This window comes from Pseudomonas entomophila L48 (genome assembly GCF_000026105.1).
Classification (GTDB): domain Bacteria; phylum Pseudomonadota; class Gammaproteobacteria; order Pseudomonadales; family Pseudomonadaceae; genus Aquipseudomonas; species Aquipseudomonas entomophila.
Genome location: NC_008027.1, coordinates 3,018,544 through 3,038,111, shown reverse-complemented (window position 1 = coordinate 3,038,111; position 19,568 = coordinate 3,018,544). Strand labels below are relative to the sequence as shown.

Here is a 19,568-nt window from a genome sequence, read left to right as displayed (position 1 = left end):
CATATAACGACAATCACCGGCCTTGCGTGTGGCCGGAGGGGAGACCTGCGTGCATACGAAAAGCGATTGGCAGCAGCGCGCTGCACGGCAAAGCTTCATCACCACTGCGTTGATCGACGGGCGCCCGGTCGCGGCCCGTGACGGCGTCACCTTTGCCGCCATCAACCCGGCGACCAACCAGTGCCTGGCCGAGGTTGCCGCCTGCGCCGACAGCGAGGTCGACCTGGCGGTGCGCGCGGCCCGGCGTGCGTTCGAGCAGGGGCCCTGGGCGCGCATGGCACCGGGCGAGCGCAAGCGGGTGTTGCTGCGCCTGGCCGAATTGATGCTGGCCCATCGTGAGGAGTTGGCGCTGCTCGACTCGCTGAACATGGGCAAGCCGGTGATGGACGCCTACAGCATCGATGTGCCCGGCGCGGCCCAGGTGTTCGCCTGGTACGGCGAGGCACTGGACAAGCTCTACGATCAGGTCGCGCCCACCGCCAGCAGCGCCGTGGCGATGATCAGCCGGGAGCCGCTGGGGGTGGTCGGTGCGGTGGTGCCGTGGAACTTCCCGCTGGACATGGCCGCCTGGAAGGTCGCCCCGGCGCTGGCCGCAGGCAACAGCGTGGTGCTCAAGCCCGCCGAGCAATCGCCGTTCTCGGCGCTGCGCCTGGCCGAGCTGGCGCTGGAGGCCGGGCTGCCGGAAGGCGTGCTCAACGTGGTGCCTGGCCTCGGTGAAACGGCTGGGCGTGCCCTGGGCCTGCACCCGGACGTGGACTGCCTGGTGTTCACCGGCTCCACCCAGGTGGGCAAGTACTTCATGCAGTACGCGGCGCAGTCGAACCTCAAGCAGGTGTGGCTGGAGTGCGGTGGCAAGAGCCCGAACCTGGTGTTCGACGACTGTCGCGACCTCGACCTGGCGGCGCAGAAAGCTGCCTTCGGCATCTTCTTCAACCAGGGTGAGGTGTGCTCGGCGAACTCGCGGCTGTACGTGCACCGCTCGATCCACGATGAATTCGTCGAGCGCCTGGCGCTGAAGGCCCGCGAATGGTTGCCGGGCGACCCGCTCGACCCGGCAAGCCGCGCCGGCGCCATCGTCGATGCCACCCAGACTGCGCGTATAGAAGCTGCCATCGGCCAGGCCCGGGAGGAGGGCGCGCGCCTGCTGTGTGGCGGTGAGCGCTTGAGCGTGAACGGTTCGCAGAACTTCATCACGCCGACGATCTTCACCGGTGTGCGCCAGGACATGGCCCTGGCCCGCGAAGAAGTCTTCGGCCCGGTGCTGGCGGTCAGCGCCTTCGATGACGAGGACCAGGCCATCGCCCTGGCAAACGACAGTATCTATGGCCTGGCCGCGTCGGTGTGGAGCGACGACCTCAACCGTGCCCACCGCGTGGCCCGGCGCCTGAAGGCCGGCACCGTGTCGGTCAACACCGTCGACGCCCTGGACGTCACCGTGCCGTTCGGTGGCGGCCGCCAGTCCGGCTTCGGCCGTGACCTCTCGCTGCATTCGTTCGACAAGTACACCCAGCTCAAGACCACCTGGATCCAGCTGCGCTGACATTCACCCGAGGAGAACAACAATGAACGCACCTTTCTCGCCCAAGCGCGACACCCGCGACTACCAGGCCAGCGACGCGGCCCACCACATCCATGCCTTCCTCGACCAGAAGGCACTCAACGCCGAAGGCCCGAGGGTCATTACCCGCGGTGAAGGCCTGTACCTGTGGGACAACGACGGCCGTCGCTACCTGGACGGCATGTCCGGCCTGTGGTGCACCCAGCTCGGCTACGGTCGCAAGGACCTGACCGCGGCCGCCGCAGCGCAGATGGACCAGCTCGCCTACTACAACATGTTCTTCCACACCACCCACCCGGCGGTGATCGAGCTCTCCGAGCTGCTGTTCAGCCTGCTGCCGGGGCATTACAGCCATGCGATCTACACCAACTCCGGCTCCGAGGCCAACGAGGTGTTGATCCGTACCGTGCGCCGCTACTGGCAAGTGGTCGGCAAGCCGCAGAAGAAGATCATGATCGGCCGCTGGAACGGCTATCACGGCTCGACCCTGGCAGCCACGGCGCTGGGCGGCATGAAGTTCATGCACGAGATGGGCGGGCTGATTCCGGACGTCGCGCACATCGACGAGCCTTACTGGTTCGCCGAGGGCGGTGAGCTGACGCCGGCCGAGTTCGGCCGTCGTTGCGCCTTGCAACTCGAAGAAAAGATCCTCGAACTGGGCGCCGAGAACGTCGCGGGCTTCATCGCCGAGCCGTTCCAGGGTGCCGGTGGCATGATCTTCCCGCCGGAAAGCTACTGGCCCGAGATCCAGCGCATCTGTCGCCAGTACGACGTGCTGCTGTGCGCCGACGAGGTGATCGGCGGCTTCGGGCGCACCGGCGAGTGGTTCGCCCACCAGCATTTCGGCTTCGAGCCAGACACCCTGTCTATCGCCAAGGGTCTGACCAGCGGCTATGTGCCCATGGGCGGCCTGGTGCTGAGCAAGCGCATCGCCGAGGCGTTGGTGGAGCGGGGCGGGGTGTTCGCCCATGGCCTGACCTATTCCGGCCACCCGGTGGCGGCGGCGGTTGCCATCGCCAACCTCAAGGCGTTGCGTGACGATGGGATCGTGCGGCAGGTCAAGGACGATACCGGGCCTTACCTGCAGCGCATCTTGCGTGAAGTGTTCGCCGATCACCCGTTGATCGGCGAGGTGCAGGGTGCGGGGCTGGTGGCGGCGTTGCAGTTCGCCGAGGACAAGAACACGCGCAAGCGCTTCGCCAATGAGAACGACCTGGCCTGGCAGTGCCGCACGTTCGGCTTTGAGGAAGGGGTGATCATCCGCTCGACCTTGGGGCGGATGATTATGGCGCCGGCGTTGGTGGCCAGCCGTTCGGAGCTGGACGAGTTGGTGGAGAAGACTCGGATTGCCGTGAACCGGACGGCTCGGTTGGTGGGGAGGCTCTGATTCAGGGAAGAGGTCGAGGGCGGTTCGCCAGCGAAGCTGGCTCCTACAGGAGCGGCTTTGCCGGCGAATTTCACGGGTCCCCCGGGTCATGCCCCAGCGATTGCAAGAACAGCGAAAACAGCTCCGGCTGCGAAGAGATATCCAGCTTGGCATATAGATGCCGACGGTGAACCTTGACCGTCTCCGGCGAAATCGCCAGCCGTTCGGCCATAGCCTTCGACGAATACCCCCGCAGGATCAGCCGGGCAATCTCCAGCTCGCGCTCCGACAACACCTTCGCCCCGAACAGGCTCATGGCATCGCGCACCTGGCTGGCCATGGCCGGGGCGGGGCGTTGGGCCTGGCTCTGCCAATGTTGGCCCATCAGCGCCAGCACCCAAGGGCAGATCACCGTCAACAACCCGTGGCGCGCCGTGTCGAACCGTTCGCGAGTGCCCAGCGACAGTGACAGCGCTCCGGCTTCACCTAACTGCAGGATGAACTGCACTTCATCCTCCAGCACATGGTCGTGGAAATACTTGAGGTAGTACTCGCTCTGGCGGAACTGGTCCGGCGCCACCTCTTCAAGACGGTGCAGGCCATCGCCGATGTGCTCCTGGCATGCCTGGTAGAACGGGTCGAGCTGGTAAAGCCCGCTCAGGTAGAGGGCCATGGCCTCGGGGTTGCCTTCACCTTGGGCATCGTAGATTTCCAACGCCCTGGGGAGCCCTTCGCGGGGATAGAGCATCGCCAGGGCGTTGTCGAACGGTAGCCACTGCTGCAACAGCAGGATCAACTGGCGCCAGAAGCGCGGCTGGCCGATCTGTTCGACGGTGCGGGCCAAGCCCGCGTGGGTGCTGGTTTCGGTGAACAGGTTGTGCATGCGGCCCCGTTGCTGATATTTGCGGTCTATGTCGACATGGCACACACCTGTAGGAGCGGCTTCAGCCGCGAACACCGGCGAAGCCGGTGCCATCACCGTACTGCCCGCTTCGCGGCTGAAGCCGCTCCTACATTGGCCATGCCCAGTCTTCGGATGTTTCTTGTCTTCCGTCAAGGGGCGTACCCCCTTTAGGTAATTGGCCCGATTACCGCACCAGCCTACAGTCCAGCCAGGTCCAGCGGCCGCGCGACCGGTTTTCCCCTCACCATCAATAACAATTCAGAGGAAAAACGCCATGAGCTCCAGCGAAGCTCCCGCCAGCGCGCTCAAGCCGCGCCTGGGCGTGTTCGACGTGGTCGCCATCACCGTGTCGGGGGTGACCCCGGCCAGTTCCGTGTTCGTCATCGCCCCGTTCGCCATCCAGCAGGCCGGCAGTGGCGCCTTCCTGTCCTTCATCATGGCCGCGGCCCTGGCGCTGATGTTCGCCTGGTGCTACGCCGAGCTAGGGCGCGCCCACAGCACTGCTGGCGGCGAGTACGTCTACGCCAAGCGCGTGTTCGGTGGCCTGGCCGGTTATGCCACGTTCCTCACCGTGCTGGCCTCGTTGTTGTTCATCCCTCCCGTGCTGGCCGCAGGCGCAGCCACCTACCTCAACAATGCCCTGGGCACCCGTTTCGACACCCAGGCCGTTGCGCTGGTGATCGTGGTGGGCAGCTACGCGCTGGGGATCCTCAACATTCGCCTCAACGCCTGGATCACGGGTTTGTTCCTGATCTGCGAAGTTGCCGCGCTGCTGGTGATCGTGGTGCTGGGCTTCGGCAACGCCAGCCAGCCCGTCGCCAGCCTGTTGCAGCCGCAGGTGATGGAACAGGGCGCGCTGGTGGCCGCCCCCTGGGCGCTGGTGTTCGGCGCGGTGGGCATGGCCCTGTTCGCCTACAACGGTTACGGCGGCGCGGTGCTGCTGGCCGAAGACATGAAAGACGGCGGGCGCACCGTGCACCGCGCCGTGCTGTGGTCGCTGGTCGTGGTGGTGGCGATCGAGGTGATCCCGCTGGCGGCCTTGCTGATCGGCGCGCCCTCGCTGCAAGCGATGCTGGCCAGCGGCGACCCGATCGGCTACCTGCTCACCGCCCATGGCAACGCCACCCTGGCGCGCCTGGTCAGCGCCGGGATCTTCCTCTCGGTGTTCAACGCCATCGTCGCCATCGTCATCCAGGTCGGGCGGGTGGTGTACAGCAGTGGCCGCGACGCGATCTGGACGCCGGGCCTGAACCGCGCCTTCACCGTCATCCATCCACGCTGGGAATCGCCGTGGCTGGCTACGCTGTTCCTGGCGGTCCCCTCGGCATTGCTGAGCCTGTCCGGCAGCCTCGAGGAACTGACCTCGTTTACCGTGCTGCTGCTGTTGCTGATCTACCTGGTGGTCGCCGCCTGTGCCCTGTGCAGCCGGGTACTGCGCCGTGACCGCGAACACCCTTACCGCATGCCGCTGTGGCCATTGCCGGCGCTGCTGGCGGTCAGCGGCGCCGGCTGGTTGCTGGTAACGCTGCTGGGCGAGGCGTCCTGGCGCGACCTGCTGATCATCCTCGGGTTGCTGGCGGTGTCGGTCACCCTCTACAGCACCCACGGTCGGCTGAGCCCGACCTTCCAGAAACTGTGAACATCCAAGGAGCAGACATGCGTGCGCGTCAACTGGGCATCACCCTCGGCCACGGCACCCCGGGCCCGTTCAATGCCATTACCGATGTACCGGGGGTGCGGGTCGGCCATAGCACCCTGATCGACGAACAACGCCCGGCGCCGGTCCGCACCGGGGTGACCCTGATCGAGCCGCGCGCCGGTGCTGCGCGCTTGCAGCCATGCTTCGCCGGTTGCCATGTGCTCAACGGCAATGGCGACGCCACGGGGCTGGAGTGGATTCGCGAGGCCGGCGTGCTGACCACGCCGATCGCCATCACCAACACCCACAGCGTCGGCGTGGTGCGCGACGCGCTGATCGCCGCCGAACGTGAACGCCTGCCGGACGATGCGGTGTACTGGTGCATGCCGGTGGTGATGGAAACCTTCGATGGCGTGCTCAACGACATCTGGGGGCAGCATGTGACCTCGGCGCAGGTGTCCCAGGCGCTGGACGCCGCCAGCTCCGGGCCGGTTGCAGAAGGGGCGGTAGGCGGTGGCACGGGGATGATCTGCCATGAGTTCAAGGGCGGCATTGGCACTGCCTCGAGGCGGCTGGAGCAAGGCTGGACCGTCGGTGTCCTGGTCCAGGCCAATCATGGCCAGCGCCGGGAATTGCGGGTGGACGGCTATCCGGTCGGGCGCCAGTTGGGGCACTTGCCATCGCCATTCACAGAGCAACGCACCGGTACGCCGGGCATGGGCTCGATCGTGGTGGTGATCGCCACCGACGCGCCGCTGTTGCCGCACCAGTGCCAGCGCCTGGCCCAGCGAGCATCGATCGGAATTGCCCGCACCGGCGGCGGAACCGAGGATTCCAGTGGCGATATTTTCCTGGCCTTCTCCACCGGCAACCAGGAACTGCCGCCAGCCGATTACGCACGCCAGGAACTGGCGCAGTGCTCGCAGGTGCGCATGCTCAACAACGACCACATCTCGGCGGTGTTCCTGGCGGCGGCGGAGGCGGTGGAGGAGGCTATCGTCAACGCCTTGCTGGCAGGGCGCACGATGGAGGGCAAGGGGGGCGTGGTGGTGCCGGCGCTGGAGGCCGACACGCTACTGACAGCGCTACATGAAGCGGGCTGGAGGCCGGACGCTCGCTAACCTGTAGGAGCCAGCCTTGCTGGCGAACCGGGCCAACGCCGATTTCAGCGTCGCCCCGTTCGCCACCGAGGGTTAGGCCTGGACCAATGCCTTGCGACCCGCACGCGAAACCCGCAACGCCACCAGGCTACCCACCACGATCAACCCCGCCAGCGCATACAGCGCCGCGTCGGTCGAGCCGGTCTGGTCCTTGATGAACCCCACCAGGTACGGGCTGAGGAAGCCCGCCATCTGCCCCACCGAGTTGATGATCGCCAGGCCCGCCACCGCGGCGCCGGCACTCAGCAGAGCGGTGGGCATCGGCCAGAACATCGGCAAGCCAGTGAGCGCACCCATGGTGGCAATCGACAGCCCCAGGATGGCGATGGTCGGGTTGGCCGCGAAATTCACCGCGATCAGCAAGCCCAGGGCACCCATCAGCATCGGCACCACAAGGTGCCAGCGCCGTTCGTTGCGCAGGTCCGCCGAGCGGCCGACGACGATCATGAACACCCCGGCCAGCAGGTAGGGGATGGCGCTCAGCCAACCGATCAGCAACGGGTTGTCGAAGCCCATGTTCTTGATGATCGACGGCAACCAGAAGTTGATCGCGTAGACCCCGCTCTGGATGCAGAAGTAGACGAAACCGAAGGTCCAGATCAACGGGTTGGTCAGCACTGCCAGCAGGCTGTCGCCGCTGGTGGCAGGCTTGCTCGCGTCATCGGCCTGGAGGTCGGCCTCGATCATCCGGCGTTCGGCCGGGGTCAGCCAGGCGGCTTTCTGGTAGCCATCGCTGAGCAGTACGATCGCCAGTGCCCCCAGCACCACAGTAGGCAGGCCCTGGATCAGGAACATCCACTGCCAGCCGGCCAGGCCATGCTGACCCGCGGCGAAGTGGTTGAGGATCCAGCCGGAGAACGGCCCGCCCAGCAGCCCGGACACCGGGATCGCCGACATGAACAGGGCCATGATCCGGCCACGTCGATCAGCCGGGAACCAGCGCGAGAGGTACAGCACAACGCCCGGGAAGAAACCGGCCTCGGCGGCACCGGTCAGCAGGCGCAGGGTGTAGAACTCGGTGGGGGTGGTGACGAACAGCAGGCAGGTGGACAGGCTGCCCCAGGCGATCATCATCAGCGCGATCCAGCGCCGCGGCCCGAAGCGGTTCAACGCCAGGTTGCTGGGCAGGCCGCAGAGCACGTAGCCGATGAAGAAGATGCCGGCGCCCAGGCCGTACACCGTTTCGCTGAACTTCAGCGCGTCGAGCATCTGCAGCTTGGCGAAGCCGACGTTGACGCGGTCCAGGTAGTTGAACAGGTAGCAGATGAAAATGAACGGGATCAGCCGCAGGGTGACGCGCCGGTACAGCGCGTCGCGGGTGATCTCGGTGCCTTGGTCAAGGGCGGGGCTGTGTGCCATGATCGGGTTCTCTTTTGTTATGGTTGTCGCCGCGTCGCCTGTTCCGGCGCTCGCCTTGAGGAGTCTCGGGGAGTGTAGCGCGGCTGTCTTTGTGCTTTCGCACAGCCTCGGCCGCCGTCTGCTGTGCCGCCGACCAAAGCCTGTCACTGCAAGGAACCCTGCATGTTCGAGCTGGACCACGACCTGGCCCAGGACATCGTCGACCGGGCGATGGCCATCCTGCCGTGCAACGTCAACGTGATGGACAGCCAGGGGCTGATCCTTGGCAGTGGTGAGCCCGAGCGCATCAACACCCGTCACGAAGGCGCCCAGCTGGTGTTGGCCAACGGCCGGATCGTCGAGCTCGACGTGGAGGCCGCCAAGTGCCTCAAGGGCGTGCAGCCTGGCGTGAACCTGCCGTTGATGCTCGATGGCCGGTTGATCGGCGTGCTGGGGTTGACGGGGGATCCTCAGCAGTTGCGCACCTATGGTGAACTGGTGCGCATGACCGCAGAAATGCTGTTGGCCCAGCGTCACCTGCAGGTGGAGCAGCAATGGCGGCGCCAGCGTTGCGATGACCTGCTGGCCTTGCTTTTGGGCGGCAGCGGTGACTCGCCACGGCTGGTCGATGAGGCCCAGCAGCTGGGGCTCAAGCCCAATCTGCCACGTATTCCCTGCCTGTTCGAACTGCAATCGGGGCCACCGGCTGATGCATTGTCGGCGTGGTTGATGAGCCGTTACCCGGACAGCTGGTGCGTCAGCCCGGCGCGGCAGTCGTTGCTGTGGTGCCGCCCGGCGGGTGTTGCACTGGATGAGGCGCGGTTGATCGACCGGCTGCGGCGCCATGGTTGGGAGGTCGAGCGCCTGGCCCTGGGCAGCCCCGCCCAGAGCCTGGAGCAGTTGCGCAGAGGTTACCGACGCGTGCGTGACCTGTTGGCCTACGGCCGTGAGGTGCTGCCCCGCGAGTGCTTGCTGTCGCTGACTCGCTACCGCTTGCCCGCGCTGCTTTGGCGACACCGCAATGACGATGCCTTGGACGAGCTGCTCGAACCGTTGCAGCGCATTCGTGCCAAGGATGCCAGCGGCCAGCTGCTGGCCACGTTGCGCGCCTGGTGTGCGCATGACGGCCAGAGCCAAGCCTGCGCCGATGCTCTGGGAATCCATCGCAACAGCCTGCGTTATCGGCTGGAGCGGGTTGCCGAGTTGGGGGAAGTAGACCCTTTGCGGCTCGAGGGCATGCTGAGCCTGTATCTGGGGCTACAGTTGCTGCCGGCGCAATGATCCGCCCCTGAGGGGCGCGGGCAGGCAACCGCCCAAACAACCGGCCTACCGTTTTGTGCATTCGACCGAGGCCGTTGTGTTGCGCACCTGTCAGCATGCGCGATATCAGGACAGGAGATCCCCATGAAAATCGTCATCGCCCCCGATTCGTTCAAGGACAGCCTCGACGCTGCCGGTGTCGCCCAGGCCATTGGCAGCGGCCTGGCCGAGGTCTGGCCGCACGCTGAACTTGTCGAGTGCCCGATGGCCGATGGCGGCGAGGGCACGATGGAGGCCATCGTCGCGGCCAGCCACGGTGAGCAGCGCCGCCAGGTAGTACGTGGCCCCTTGGGCGAATCTGTAGAGGCCGCCTGGGGTTGGCTGCCCGACAGCCGCACGGCGGTGATCGAGATGGCTCAGGCCAGCGGCATCCAGCTAGTGCCCAGCGCTCAACGTGATGCCTGCCGCAGCAGTACCTGGGGTACCGGCGAGCTGGTCGCCGCAGCCTTGGCGGCGGGGGCCCGGCGGATCGTCCTGGCCATCGGTGGCAGCGCCACCAACGATGGTGGCAGCGGCATGCTGTGCGCGCTGGGCCTGCGCCTGCTCGACGCCAACGGTCAGCCATTGGCCGAGGGCGGCCTGGCCTTGGCGCAGTTAGCGCGGATAGACGCAAGCGATCTGGATCCACGCCTGGCCGAAGCACAGGTGGAGGTCGCCGCAGATGTCGACAACCCGCTGTGCGGCCCCAATGGCGCCTCGGCGATCTTCGGCCCGCAGAAGGGCGCCAACCCTGAGCAGGTGCAGGCGCTGGACCACGCCCTGGCGAACTTTGCCGATCACTGCGCCCGCTTGCTGGGCAAGGACGTACGTGACGAGCCAGGCAGTGGCGCGGCCGGTGGCATGGGGTTTGCCGCCAAGGCCTTCATGGGGGCGCGCTTCCGCCCCGGTGTCGAGGTCGTCGCCGAGTTGGCCGGGCTGGATACCCTGGTGCAGGGCGCCGACCTGGTGATCACCGGCGAGGGCCGTTTCGACGCGCAGACTTTGCGAGGCAAGACCCCGCTGGGTGTGGCGCGGGTGGCCAAGCGCCATGGTGTGCCGGTGGTGGTGCTGGCCGGCACCCTTGGTGTGGGTTACGAGCAGTTGTATGCCCATGGCATCGATGCCGCGTTCGCCCTGGCCAGCGGGCCGATGACGCTGGAGCAGGCGTGCGCCGAAGCCGGGGCGCTGCTCAAGTCGCGGGCAGGGGATGTGGCGCGGTTGTGGCGTGTGGCGCTTCAAGACAACTGATGCCCGTCCTCTGTAGGAGCGGCTTCAGCCGCGATCACCCGCGAAGCACCGCGTCGCCTGCATCGCGGCTGAAGCCGCTCCTACAGAGGACGACGGCGCAGCCCAAAGCCATTCAAGGCTGCCGCGAGGCCTTCATGATCCGCTCAAGCCCCGCATACTCCTCGGGCCCCACGGGCACCAGCCCAGTAGCTTTCTGCGAGGCCAGGAAGCCCGCCAGCCCTTGCTGATCCTCCAGCATCGCCTTGCGCAATCGTTGCTTCAATGCCGGGCACAGGCCAGCACTGAACACATAGGGGTCGTAGTGGATCGGCGTCGAGCGCCACAGTACCTGCAACTGTGCCGGGTCGATGGCGTGCTCGGCCAGGTAGGCGTCGGCCCGCTCACTGGCGACGAAGGTGGCATCCACCCGCCCGTCGAGCAACGCCTGCAGGGCCTTGTCGTGATTGCCGGCATACACCAGCGAACTGAAATAACCCGGCAACGGCGCACCTACAAGGCTTGCGAATTCGACACTGGGCACCAGGCTGCCCGAGGTGCTGGCCGGGTCGCTCAGCGCCACCCGAGTACCTTTGAGGGCGTTGAGGTTGGCAGGCCCCTCGGCGCGGGTCAGCAACAGCGCCTGGTAATGGTTGCCCGCCGGTGTATAGGGCCCGGCATTGAGAGTGAAGGTGGCGAAAGCCTCGATGCGCGGGTCGCGGCGATGGGCAAGCCAGTAGGCGGCCGGGCCCAGCCTGGCGATGTCCGCGCCACCAGAAACGACGGCATCGACCACGCTTTCATAGGAGCTGTTGACCACCAGTTCCACCGGCACGCCAGCGGCCTCGCCCAGGCGCTCGAGCAATGGCTGGTGCTCGCGCACCATGTCCTGGACGTCCTTGATCGGGATGATCGCCAACCGCAGGCTGTGTCGCTTGCAGTTGGCCAGCGCGGTGTCGGCCAGCAAGCCGGCCAGGGCCACTGCGGCAAGGGTCTTCAGTACACGCATGCCTTCTCCTCGGTGCCGTTGAAAGGCGGATAATCGTGCAGTTGAGCGGGCGACAATGGCCGGCTGAAATGGTAGCCCTGGGCGATGTCGCAACCGGCGAGTTTGAGGCACACCACCTGCTCACGGGTCTCGACCCCTTCGGCCACCACTTCCAGGCCCAGGCGCTTGGCCAGGATGATGGTCGAGGACACGATCGGGCTGTCGTCGTGGCTGTTGCACAGCGGAGCAATCAGCGCGCGGTCGATCTTGAGCTTGGACAGCGGCAGTGATTGCAGGTGGGCGAAGCCCGCATAGCCACGGCCGAAATCGTCGAGGCTGATACCCAGCCCCGCAGCGCGCAGGCGGTGCAGGTGTTCGACGGCACAGCCTTGCGGGTCGAGCACAGTGGTTTCGGTGATTTCCAGCTCCAGGCGCTGGGGGGCGATGCCGTAGGAGTCCAGCTCGGCCAGCAAGCGTTCGCTGAAGTCGGCTTGGCGCAACTGCAAGGCCGAGACATTGACCGCCAGGCAAGCGCTGTGGTCGCGCAGGCGCCAGCGCGCCAGCTCCTCGCAGGCCAGGCGCAGTACCTCCCAGCCCAGCTCGACGATGAAGCCGCTGCGCTCGGCGACGCCGATGAAACGATCGGGGTAGAGCAGGCCGAATTCGGGGTGCTGCCAACGTACCAAGGCTTCGTAGCTGTGCACCTGCAACGTGTCGAGACGGATCTGCGGTTGGAAATGGAGCACGAACTGGCGCTCGACCAGTGCACCGCCGAATGCCTGCTCGAGCGTGAAGGCCTGTATATCGGGCAGGTTCAACGAGGGGTCGAAGAAGCGGTATTGGGCACGCCCGGCCTGCTTGGCCGAGTACATGGCGGCGTCGGCGCTGCGAATCAGCGTGTCGATGTCCTGGCCATCGCGGGGGCAGATGCTCACGCCGACGCTGGGGCTGGTGTTGACCTCCTGGCCAGCCAGGGCGTAGGTGGCGGACAGTTTTTCCACCAGCATGCGTACCCAAGCGTCGATCTGTTCCTCGCCGCGTTCCCCAGCCAGCAGCACGACGAATTCGTCACCACCGAAGCGCGAGGCTTCATCATCGGGCTCCAGCAGGCGCTGGATGCGCCCGGCCACGGCCTGCAGCAACAGGTCGCCGACCTTGTGCCCGAGCGAGTCGTTGATCGACTTGAAACGGTCCATGTCGATGAACAGGATCGCCATCAGGCGCCGCCTGCCGCGTTGGTGGGCCAGGGCCTGGGTGGCGATCTCGACGAACTGGCGGCGGTTGTGCAGGCCGCTGAGGTGGTCGGTGGCGGCGGCGTGGCTGCTGCGTCGGTGGGCCTCCTCCAGACGGTCGATCAGTTGCTGGTTGACCCGCTGGGCGTGCTGCAGTTCGCGGAAGGCTTCGTGGCGTTTGCGCAGCAGGCGCAGGCCCCACGCCAGGCTGGCGAGGATCAGCAGCGTCATGCTCAGGTTGAGCCAGAACTGGCGGTGGCTGGCGAGCAGGGCGGGGGCGAGGATCTCGTCGTGGCGCTGGCTGACCACCACGCTGAAGCCGCGTTCGGGGACACGGCGGTAGAGACTCTGGTAAGGGCCGGCGAGTGTGTATTGAGTGAGCTGGCCGGCCTCGTCGCCAGTGCCTGGCAGGCCCGGGACCAGGGTATCGCCGGCCACCACCACACCGCTGGTGTCGATGCGCAGCCGCTCCTGGCCGTCATCCTGAAGCAGCCGCACCAGGCCACTGTGGCCCAGCTCGATGTGCTGGAACAGCACGGCGAGGTAGCCGATGTCGAGTTGGACCACGAGGATGCTGTCGATCTCGCGGCCTGGCAGGTCGGTCAGCGGCAGCAGGAAGGGTAGGCGCCAGTTGGGGAGTGTCGAGGCGGACGGGGTGACACGGGGCAGGAATGCCTTGAAACCGTAGTGCGAGACATGGGTCTTGAGCTGGTCGAGCCAGGCCTGCGACAGTTGCTCGGGTTCGTCGGCGTGGCTTGAGGAGAGCAGGCGGCCGTTGCGGTCATACAGGCTCATGCGCTTGAACACCGGGTCTTCGGCGAGTACCCGGGCCAGGCTCAGGTTGCCCTGGCGCAGGCGGCGCATGTCGTCCTGGGTGACGCGACCGACGGCCTGGGCACGGTCCACCAACTGGCGCAGGTTTTCCGCGACGATGCTGGCCAGGTTCAGGTGTTCGAGGGCTTTCGCCGCAAGAGCGTCCTGGCGTGAGGCGGTTTTCTGGCTGATGTGCAGGCCCCAGAGGAAGGTCAGGGTGACGGCGCACAGGGTCATCAGCAGGAGTGGCAGGAGGCCTGCGGGGGAGAGGGGGCGGCGGATCACTGCTTGGGGTCCCGGCCTTGGGTTTGAGGTTGCAGATTACGACAGAAACATGACGGGGGGATGACTGGTGGCGATGTGCCTTTATTTGTTTTTGCTAGGCTTTCGATTGGTTGAGAGCCTTGAGTCTGTGTTGTTGTTGGTGGTGGTTCTTCAATTTGTCGGCATATCCGTTTGCTAGGTAGACGCTGATTCACCTTTCCGCCCTTACGGCGGGTTACTTTGGTCGTGGCCAAAGTAACCAAAGCCGTGCGCTCCATCATACGGCCCCTACGCTACGCTTCGGGGTCCCTTCGCTCCGGCGCCTTCCAGGCCCGCGCGGCCTACGACTTGCTGCGCAAGTCTACATCTCGCGCCTTCGGCTAACGCCGAAGGGTGCTGCGCACCTGGCCCTCCAGACGCCTGCGCTCAGCCTCCTGAAGTCGCGAAGTTACGGGCGGCGCCTGCGCAGGCGCAGCTGTCGCTAGCTGTTTATTCGTGGCCTTGAGTACACATTCGCCGGCAAAGCCGGCTCCTACCGAATGGTGTACGCCGCTCCATTGTAGGAGCCGGCTTTGCCGGCGAACCAATGGAACAAACAACCCATCCGTCACGGCATCACAACATCATCAAATTTTCTGCTCTTCGCTCTTCGCTCTTCGCTCTTCGCTCTTCGCTCTTCGCTTCTGCGAGCGCGCAGCGCCTCGCCCGGCTTTTGATCTTGGTGCGCGATAGTCCAGGCGCCGCCCATTGCGACTTCAGGAGGCCGAGCGGAGTTCTTGCGTAGTGGGGCGACGGCCATGGATGGCCGTCGAGCGCTGCGCCCCAGGATGGGGCGTTCAGCGCGGTACCCACGGGAGCAAGAACGGAGCGAGGGGACCCCGGAGCGAAGCGCAGGGGCCGGATGATGGAGCCGACGGCTTTGGTTACTTTGGCCACGACCAAAGTAACCCGCCGTAAGGGCGGAAAGGTGAATCAGCGTCTCTATCGCCAATGGATATGCTCACACCCGCCCAAACCCACACTCTGAAAGCCGAAGCCGAAGCAAATCCCCCGCCCGCGACAAGTTGTCTGCTTGACTTCATCACATGTAACAAGCCGTGTATCTTGACTTAAAGGTCAGATTTTGTGAAATTGCGCGCCCTCCGTGTCTCACAGCACCAGAACAAAGCATGGGCGGCGACCGACCGCCCAGAGGATCAACCATGTCCAACCGTGATATTTCCCGGCGCTCGTTCCTGCAAGGCGGGCTGATCGCCGGTGTCGGCGTGACCCTGGCCCCGCTGGGCAGCCAGGCCTTCGCCGCCCTGATGGAAAACAAGGTCACCACCTCGCCGCAAAAGTGGATGAACCACGACGGCAAGGCGCGCTTGCGTAACGACGCCCTGTCCAAGGTCTGTGGCAACAAAGTCTTCGCCCGCGACATCCGCGCCAAGGACATGCCCGGCTGGCCGCAGCAGCAGGGCCACGCCATGCTGCTCAAGGCCACCAAGGCCGACCAGATCTATGCCGGCTACGACCTGTCGCTGCTCGGCGCCGACCTGCAACCCGACCGCATCGTCACCGCCGACGACCTGAAGAAGGATGGCATCGCCTGGCCTGAAGCCCACTCGCCAGATCCGCTGCTACCGCCCGGCCAAGTGCCGATGTTCATCGGCCACCCGGTGGCGATCCTGATCTGGAACGACTTCGAACGTTTCCGCAAGGCCAAGCTCAAGCTGCAGTTCAACGACAAGGCGATCCGCTACGGCGCCCAGGCCCCGCTGTACCAGCGCGACCCCTACGGCAGCTTCCGTTTTGTACGCGTGGGCGGCAAGACGCCGTTCGACGAGGACGAGTACTCCAGCCTCAAGAACACCATGCTGTTCCCCACCATCCTCGCCCGTAAACCGGTGTGGACCGCCGAGCCCAAGCAGCACGGCACCCTCACCGAGCAGGGCATGTTCTACGCCCAGCGTATCGACGAGCAGCTCAAGCAGCCGCCCGAGGACTGGCTGTTGTTCGACGAGCGCTACAAGACTCCGTCGATCGAGCCCGCCGCGCTTGAACCGGATAACGGCAACGGCTGGTACGACCCGGCCACCGGCACCCTGCATTTCGTCGTGGCCACCCAGTGCCCGTTCGAAGTGGCGCAGGAATGCGTGCACATGATCAAGCCGTCGCGCTTCGGCCTGAAGCACCTGAACATGCACCCGGGCTACACCGTCGGCTACGGCTCCAAGGACAACAACATCTTCGTGTTCTACGCCGCCGTTGCTGCGCTGTACGGCGCGGGCGTGCCGATCCGCCTGGCCAACGACCGCTACGAGCAGTTCCAGAGCGGCATCAAGCGCCACCCGTTCGACATTCGCTACCAGCTGGCCGTCGACAAGCGGGACATGAGCTTCAAGATCTTCCGCGCCGACATGACCGTCGATGGCGGCGGGCGCATCAACTACAGCCCGTCGGTGGCAGCGGTGGGCGCCACTGCTGCGCAGTCGATCTACTACATGCCGCAGAACGACTTGTCTGTGACCGCCTACCACTCCCGTGGCGTCGAGGCCGGCTCCATGCGCGGCTACGGCACCCTGCAGAGCATGGCCGCCACCGAGATGATGGTCGACGAAATCGCCGACCGCCTGGGCGTGGACGCCATCGAGCTGCGCCGCAAGAACGCGCTCAAGTCGGGCATGAAGAACACCCAGGGCGCGGTGCCTGCCGGGGCTCTGCGCCTGCACGAGATCCTCGACAAGGCCGCCGAGCACGACTGGTGGAAGAACCGCCACGCGCGCAAGCAGGCCGAGGACGCCAAGGACCACGACAACTGGTACGGCGTGGGCTTCGCCATCACCCAGAAAGATTTCGGTACCGGTTCTGAAGCACCGATGGCGGCCGTCGAATTCACCGCCGATGGGCGTATCACCCTGCGCCATATCGGCACTGAGCTGGGTACCGGCATGTCGACCTCCCAGGCCCTGGTGGTCAGCGACTTCCTCGGCCGCGTTGCCGATGAGGTGAAGACCGCCCAGACCGAATGGCCCGAGCTGCAACTGAGCACCAGCGGCAACCCGTACCTGATCAGCCAGGCCGAGCAGGACGCCGCACTGCGCAACCCACGTTGGGTCGGCAAACTGGCCTCGCCTTCGTCGGCGACCAACTCGGCGTTCTACTTCAGCCACGCCACCCGCGAAGCGGCCCGCGTGCTGTTCAACCACGGCCTGTGGCCAGCGGCCATGGCCCTATGGAGCCAAGGCCCGTACGGTGGCCAGGCCAACCCGCTGGTGGTGCGCCGCGAGAACGCGGTGTGGGTCAACGGTGCGCTGACCGGTAACGGCCTGGCGCCGATCCCGTTCGCGGAGTTGGCGAAGAAGGCCCACGAAATGGGCCTGGTCACCGGCGTCAGCGTGCACGGTTTCAACCGCTGGAGCTGGGCCGAGGCCGACTTCGTCATCGACGGTGTGCGCGAGCGCCTGCCGCTCGACGCTCTGGCGGTGAAGTATGGCGACGGCGCGCTGAATGCCAAGAAAGCACAGATGAACAGCAACGGCTTCCACCTGCTGGATCGGCAGAACGCCGAGTATCCGGCAACTCAACTGAACAACGCCATGGTCACCTACTACAGCCCAGTGGCGACCATCGTCGAGGTCAAGGTGAACAAGGGCAGCGGTGAAGTGACGGTGCTCAACCACCACAGCTGGGTCGAGTGCGGCCGGGTGCTGGTGCCGGAGTTGGTCAAAGGCCAGCTCGAAGGCGGCATCGCCATGGGCATCGGCCACGCGCTGCTGGAAGAAATGCCGCTGTACGAGGGCGGCCCGGGCGAGGGCGACTGGAACTTCAACCGTTACCGCCTGCCGATGGCCAAACATGTGGCGGTGTGGAAGCAGACCTCGGAAATCCTGCCGCCGCTGTCACCCACCGACCCGTCCAAAGGCATCGCCGAAGTGGTGATGATCCCGGTGGTCGGCGCCATCGGCAACGCCGTGGCCCACGCCATCGGCAAGCGCGTGCGCGACCTGCCCATCACCCCCGCCCGAGTCAAGGAGGCCCTCAATGGCTGACCGCAAGCTGCAACTGACCCTCAACGGTCAACCTGTCGTCACCGAAGTGGTCCCCGATGACCTGGCGATGATCGACTACCTGCACGAATACCAGAACCTCACCGGCTCCCGCCTGGGCTGCGGCCAGGGCATCTGCCACGCCTGCGTGGTGATCGTCGACAACCCCGACGGCACCAGCGAAGAAGTGCGCACCTGCATCACCGGCGCGCATTACTTCGAGGGCAAGAAGGTCCGCACCATCGAAGGCCACGCCAAGCTGGATGAGGCCGGCAACCCCGGCGAGCTGAACCCGATCCAGCAGAAGTTCGTCGACCGTTTCGCCTTCCAGTGCAGCTACTGCGCGCCGGGCTTCGTCAACGCCGCCACGGTGCTGGTGGAGAAGGCCCAGCGCAAGCCGCTGAGGAAGAGCGAGCTGGAGGACGCCATCGAGGCCAGCCTCGGCCACCACGTGTGCCGCTGCACCGGCTACGTGCGTTACTACGAGGCCACCCGCGAAGTGCTGGGCGACCTCGGCCTGGTCAAGGAGGGTTGAGCATGAAGCAAGTTCTGAGTGGCCTGGCGATCGCCATTGGCGCAGTGCTGGCGTTCAGTGCCCAGGCCGATGACCAGGCCCAGGTCAAGCGCGGCGAATACCTCGCCCGCGCCGCCGACTGCATGGCCTGCCACACCGCCGAAGGCGGTGCGCCCTATGCCGGCGGCCTGCCGATCCATTCGCCGTTCGGCACCATCTACGGCACCAACATTACCCCGGACAAGCAGTACGGCATCGGCAACTACAGCGACGACGAGTTCTTCGCCGCCCTGACCGCGGGCAAGCGCAAGGACGGCGCCAACCTGTACCCGGCCATGCCCTACACCTCGTACCACCTGATCCCCCGCGAGGACGCCGACGCCATTCACGCTTATCTCAAGACCGTGGCGCCGATCAACCGCCCGGCGCCGGAGACCAGCCTGAGCTTCCCGTTCAACGTGCGCCTGGGCCTGATGGGCTGGAACATGCTGTACGGCAAGAGCGTGCAGCTGGAGGAGGGCAAAGGCAACAGCGAGGCGTGGAAGCGTGGTCAGTACATGGTCGAGGTGCTCGGCCACTGCGGCGAATGCCATACCCCACGCAACCCCATCGGTGCGCTGCAGCAGGACAAGCGTCTGACCGGTGGCCTGTTGCAGGGCTACCTGGCGCCCAGCCTGCTGGCCCAGGACCTGGCTGATCGCGGCTGGAACCACGCCGACCTGGCTACCTTCCTCAAGCACGGCATGAGCGCCCAGGGCAGCATGTTCAACGAGATGTACCCGGTGGTGCACCACAGCACCCAGCATCTTGAGGACAGCGACCTGTCGGCCATGGCCACCTACCTGCTGGGCGACCAGCCGCCAGCGGCCAAGGTGGTGCAAGCTGTCGCCCACGAGACCCTGGGCGAGAGCGCCAAGCGCGGCCGCCAGCAGTATCTCAACGTCTGCGCCGGCTGCCATGGCGGCGAAGGCGAGGGCAAGCCGCACATCGCCGTGGCCATGGCGGGCAACACCATCCTGCGCCAGGCTGACTCGCGCAACCTGGTCAAGGCCATCGTCGACGGCATCCGCGAGCAGCAGTTCACCGGCTTCGAGCGCATGCAGCCGATGCCGGGCTTCGCCGACAAGCTCGACGACCAGCAGCTGACCGACATGGTCAACTACCTGCGCGAAGCCTGGGGCGGTTTGCCGGGCGACCTGACCACACAACAGCTGGCCCAGCTGAAGGCGGACTGAACC

General features: G+C 65.8%; 13 protein-coding genes. 9 read left to right on the top strand and 4 right to left on the bottom strand.

Annotation, left to right across the window (positions count from 1 at the left end; all coding sequences use genetic code 11):
* The first annotated feature begins 49 nt into the window (after positions 1-49).
* Together PSEEN_RS13355 and PSEEN_RS13350 are read left to right on the top strand one after the other, a co-directional pair.
* Positions 50-1,540 (top strand): aldehyde dehydrogenase, encoded by a 1,491-nt coding sequence (locus tag PSEEN_RS13355; protein WP_011534052.1) that lies wholly within the window; start codon positions 50-52, stop codon positions 1,538-1,540.
* A 22-nt stretch (positions 1,541-1,562) separates the two neighbouring features.
* On the top strand, positions 1,563-2,945 hold the full coding sequence (locus PSEEN_RS13350) for an aspartate aminotransferase family protein (RefSeq protein WP_011534051.1): 1,383 nt from the start codon (positions 1,563-1,565) through the stop codon (positions 2,943-2,945).
* 70 nt (positions 2,946-3,015) lie between these two features.
* Here PSEEN_RS13350 and PSEEN_RS13345 read toward each other — a convergent pair whose 3' ends face one another.
* Positions 3,016-3,807 carry a helix-turn-helix transcriptional regulator gene (locus PSEEN_RS13345; protein ID WP_011534050.1) on the bottom strand — a complete coding sequence of 264 codons (792 nt, stop codon included), beginning with the start codon at positions 3,805-3,807 and terminating at the stop codon, positions 3,016-3,018.
* Positions 3,808-4,102: 295 nt separating this feature from the next.
* Here PSEEN_RS13345 and PSEEN_RS13340 point away from each other — a divergent pair, with 295 nt between their 5' ends.
* Together PSEEN_RS13340 and PSEEN_RS13335 are read left to right on the top strand one after the other, a co-directional pair.
* Positions 4,103-5,467 carry an APC family permease gene (locus PSEEN_RS13340; protein WP_011534049.1) on the top strand — a complete coding sequence of 455 codons (1,365 nt, stop codon included), beginning with the start codon at positions 4,103-4,105 and terminating at the stop codon, positions 5,465-5,467.
* 17 nt (positions 5,468-5,484) lie between these two features.
* Entirely contained in the window at positions 5,485-6,588 is a 1,104-nt protein-coding gene (locus PSEEN_RS13335; RefSeq protein ID WP_011534048.1) for a DmpA family aminopeptidase, read from the top strand.
* Between the two features lie 72 nt (positions 6,589-6,660).
* Here PSEEN_RS13335 and PSEEN_RS13330 read toward each other — a convergent pair whose 3' ends face one another.
* Complete coding sequence (locus tag PSEEN_RS13330) at positions 6,661-7,986, bottom strand: MFS transporter (RefSeq protein WP_011534047.1); 1,326 nt, start codon at positions 7,984-7,986, stop codon at positions 6,661-6,663.
* Positions 7,987-8,148: 162 nt separating this feature from the next.
* On the opposite strand from PSEEN_RS13330, the gene PSEEN_RS13325 reads away from it, so the two are divergent.
* Both PSEEN_RS13325 and PSEEN_RS13320 read left to right on the top strand, forming a co-directional pair.
* The gene (locus PSEEN_RS13325) at positions 8,149-9,246 is read left to right on the top strand and encodes a sugar diacid recognition domain-containing protein (RefSeq protein WP_011534046.1); all 1,098 of its coding nucleotides are present in this window, start codon (positions 8,149-8,151) and stop codon (positions 9,244-9,246) included.
* A 123-nt stretch (positions 9,247-9,369) separates the two neighbouring features.
* Positions 9,370-10,512: a glycerate kinase gene (locus tag PSEEN_RS13320; RefSeq protein ID WP_011534045.1), complete on the top strand. Its 1,143-nt coding sequence runs from the start codon at positions 9,370-9,372 to the stop codon at positions 10,510-10,512.
* Between the two features lie 112 nt (positions 10,513-10,624).
* Here PSEEN_RS13320 and PSEEN_RS13315 read toward each other — a convergent pair whose 3' ends face one another.
* The gene (locus tag PSEEN_RS13315) at positions 10,625-11,497 is read right to left on the bottom strand and encodes a phosphate/phosphite/phosphonate ABC transporter substrate-binding protein (RefSeq protein WP_011534044.1); all 873 of its coding nucleotides are present in this window, start codon (positions 11,495-11,497) and stop codon (positions 10,625-10,627) included.
* The gene (locus PSEEN_RS13310; protein WP_044488127.1) at positions 11,485-13,806 is read right to left on the bottom strand and encodes a putative bifunctional diguanylate cyclase/phosphodiesterase; all 2,322 of its coding nucleotides are present in this window, start codon (positions 13,804-13,806) and stop codon (positions 11,485-11,487) included. The genes PSEEN_RS13315 and PSEEN_RS13310 overlap by 13 nt, the downstream gene beginning before the upstream one ends.
* A 1,181-nt stretch (positions 13,807-14,987) precedes the next feature.
* Between PSEEN_RS13310 and PSEEN_RS13305 the strand changes: the two genes are divergently transcribed.
* From PSEEN_RS13305 to PSEEN_RS13295, 3 genes are read left to right on the top strand one after another with little or no spacing between them, the layout of a single operon-like run.
* Positions 14,988-17,819, top strand: a complete 2,832-nt coding sequence (locus PSEEN_RS13305) for a xanthine dehydrogenase family protein molybdopterin-binding subunit (RefSeq protein ID WP_011534042.1) — start codon at positions 14,988-14,990, stop codon at positions 17,817-17,819.
* Entirely contained in the window at positions 17,812-18,351 is a 540-nt protein-coding gene (locus PSEEN_RS13300; protein WP_011534041.1) for a (2Fe-2S)-binding protein, read from the top strand. Before PSEEN_RS13305 ends, PSEEN_RS13300 begins: the two co-directional genes overlap by 8 nt.
* A gap of 2 nt (positions 18,352-18,353) precedes the next feature.
* Positions 18,354-19,565 (top strand): c-type cytochrome, encoded by a 1,212-nt coding sequence (locus PSEEN_RS13295; RefSeq protein WP_011534040.1) that lies wholly within the window; start codon positions 18,354-18,356, stop codon positions 19,563-19,565.
* The last annotated feature ends 3 nt before the right edge of the window (positions 19,566-19,568 follow it).

What these genes read in the sequence shown, in the direction of transcription:
- PSEEN_RS13340 (WP_011534049.1), top strand. Translation starts at nt 4,103, where the DNA reads ATGAGCTCCAGCGAAGCTCCCGCCAGCGCGCTCAAGCCGCGCCTGGGC.
- PSEEN_RS13325 (WP_011534046.1), top strand. Translation starts at nt 8,149, where the DNA reads ATGTTCGAGCTGGACCACGACCTGGCCCAGGACATCGTCGACCGGGCG.
- PSEEN_RS13295 (WP_011534040.1), top strand. Translation starts at nt 18,354, where the DNA reads ATGAAGCAAGTTCTGAGTGGCCTGGCGATCGCCATTGGCGCAGTGCTG.
- PSEEN_RS13300 (WP_011534041.1), top strand. Translation starts at nt 17,812, where the DNA reads ATGGCTGACCGCAAGCTGCAACTGACCCTCAACGGTCAACCTGTCGTC.
- PSEEN_RS13335 (WP_011534048.1), top strand. Translation starts at nt 5,485, where the DNA reads ATGCGTGCGCGTCAACTGGGCATCACCCTCGGCCACGGCACCCCGGGC.
- PSEEN_RS13305 (WP_011534042.1), top strand. Translation starts at nt 14,988, where the DNA reads ATGTCCAACCGTGATATTTCCCGGCGCTCGTTCCTGCAAGGCGGGCTG.
- PSEEN_RS13320 (WP_011534045.1), top strand. Translation starts at nt 9,370, where the DNA reads ATGAAAATCGTCATCGCCCCCGATTCGTTCAAGGACAGCCTCGACGCT.
- PSEEN_RS13350 (WP_011534051.1), top strand. Translation starts at nt 1,563, where the DNA reads ATGAACGCACCTTTCTCGCCCAAGCGCGACACCCGCGACTACCAGGCC.
- PSEEN_RS13315 (WP_011534044.1), bottom strand. Translation starts at nt 11,497, where the DNA reads ATGCGTGTACTGAAGACCCTTGCCGCAGTGGCCCTGGCCGGCTTGCTG.
- PSEEN_RS13345 (WP_011534050.1), bottom strand. Translation starts at nt 3,807, where the DNA reads ATGCACAACCTGTTCACCGAAACCAGCACCCACGCGGGCTTGGCCCGC.
- PSEEN_RS13330 (WP_011534047.1), bottom strand. Translation starts at nt 7,986, where the DNA reads ATGGCACACAGCCCCGCCCTTGACCAAGGCACCGAGATCACCCGCGAC.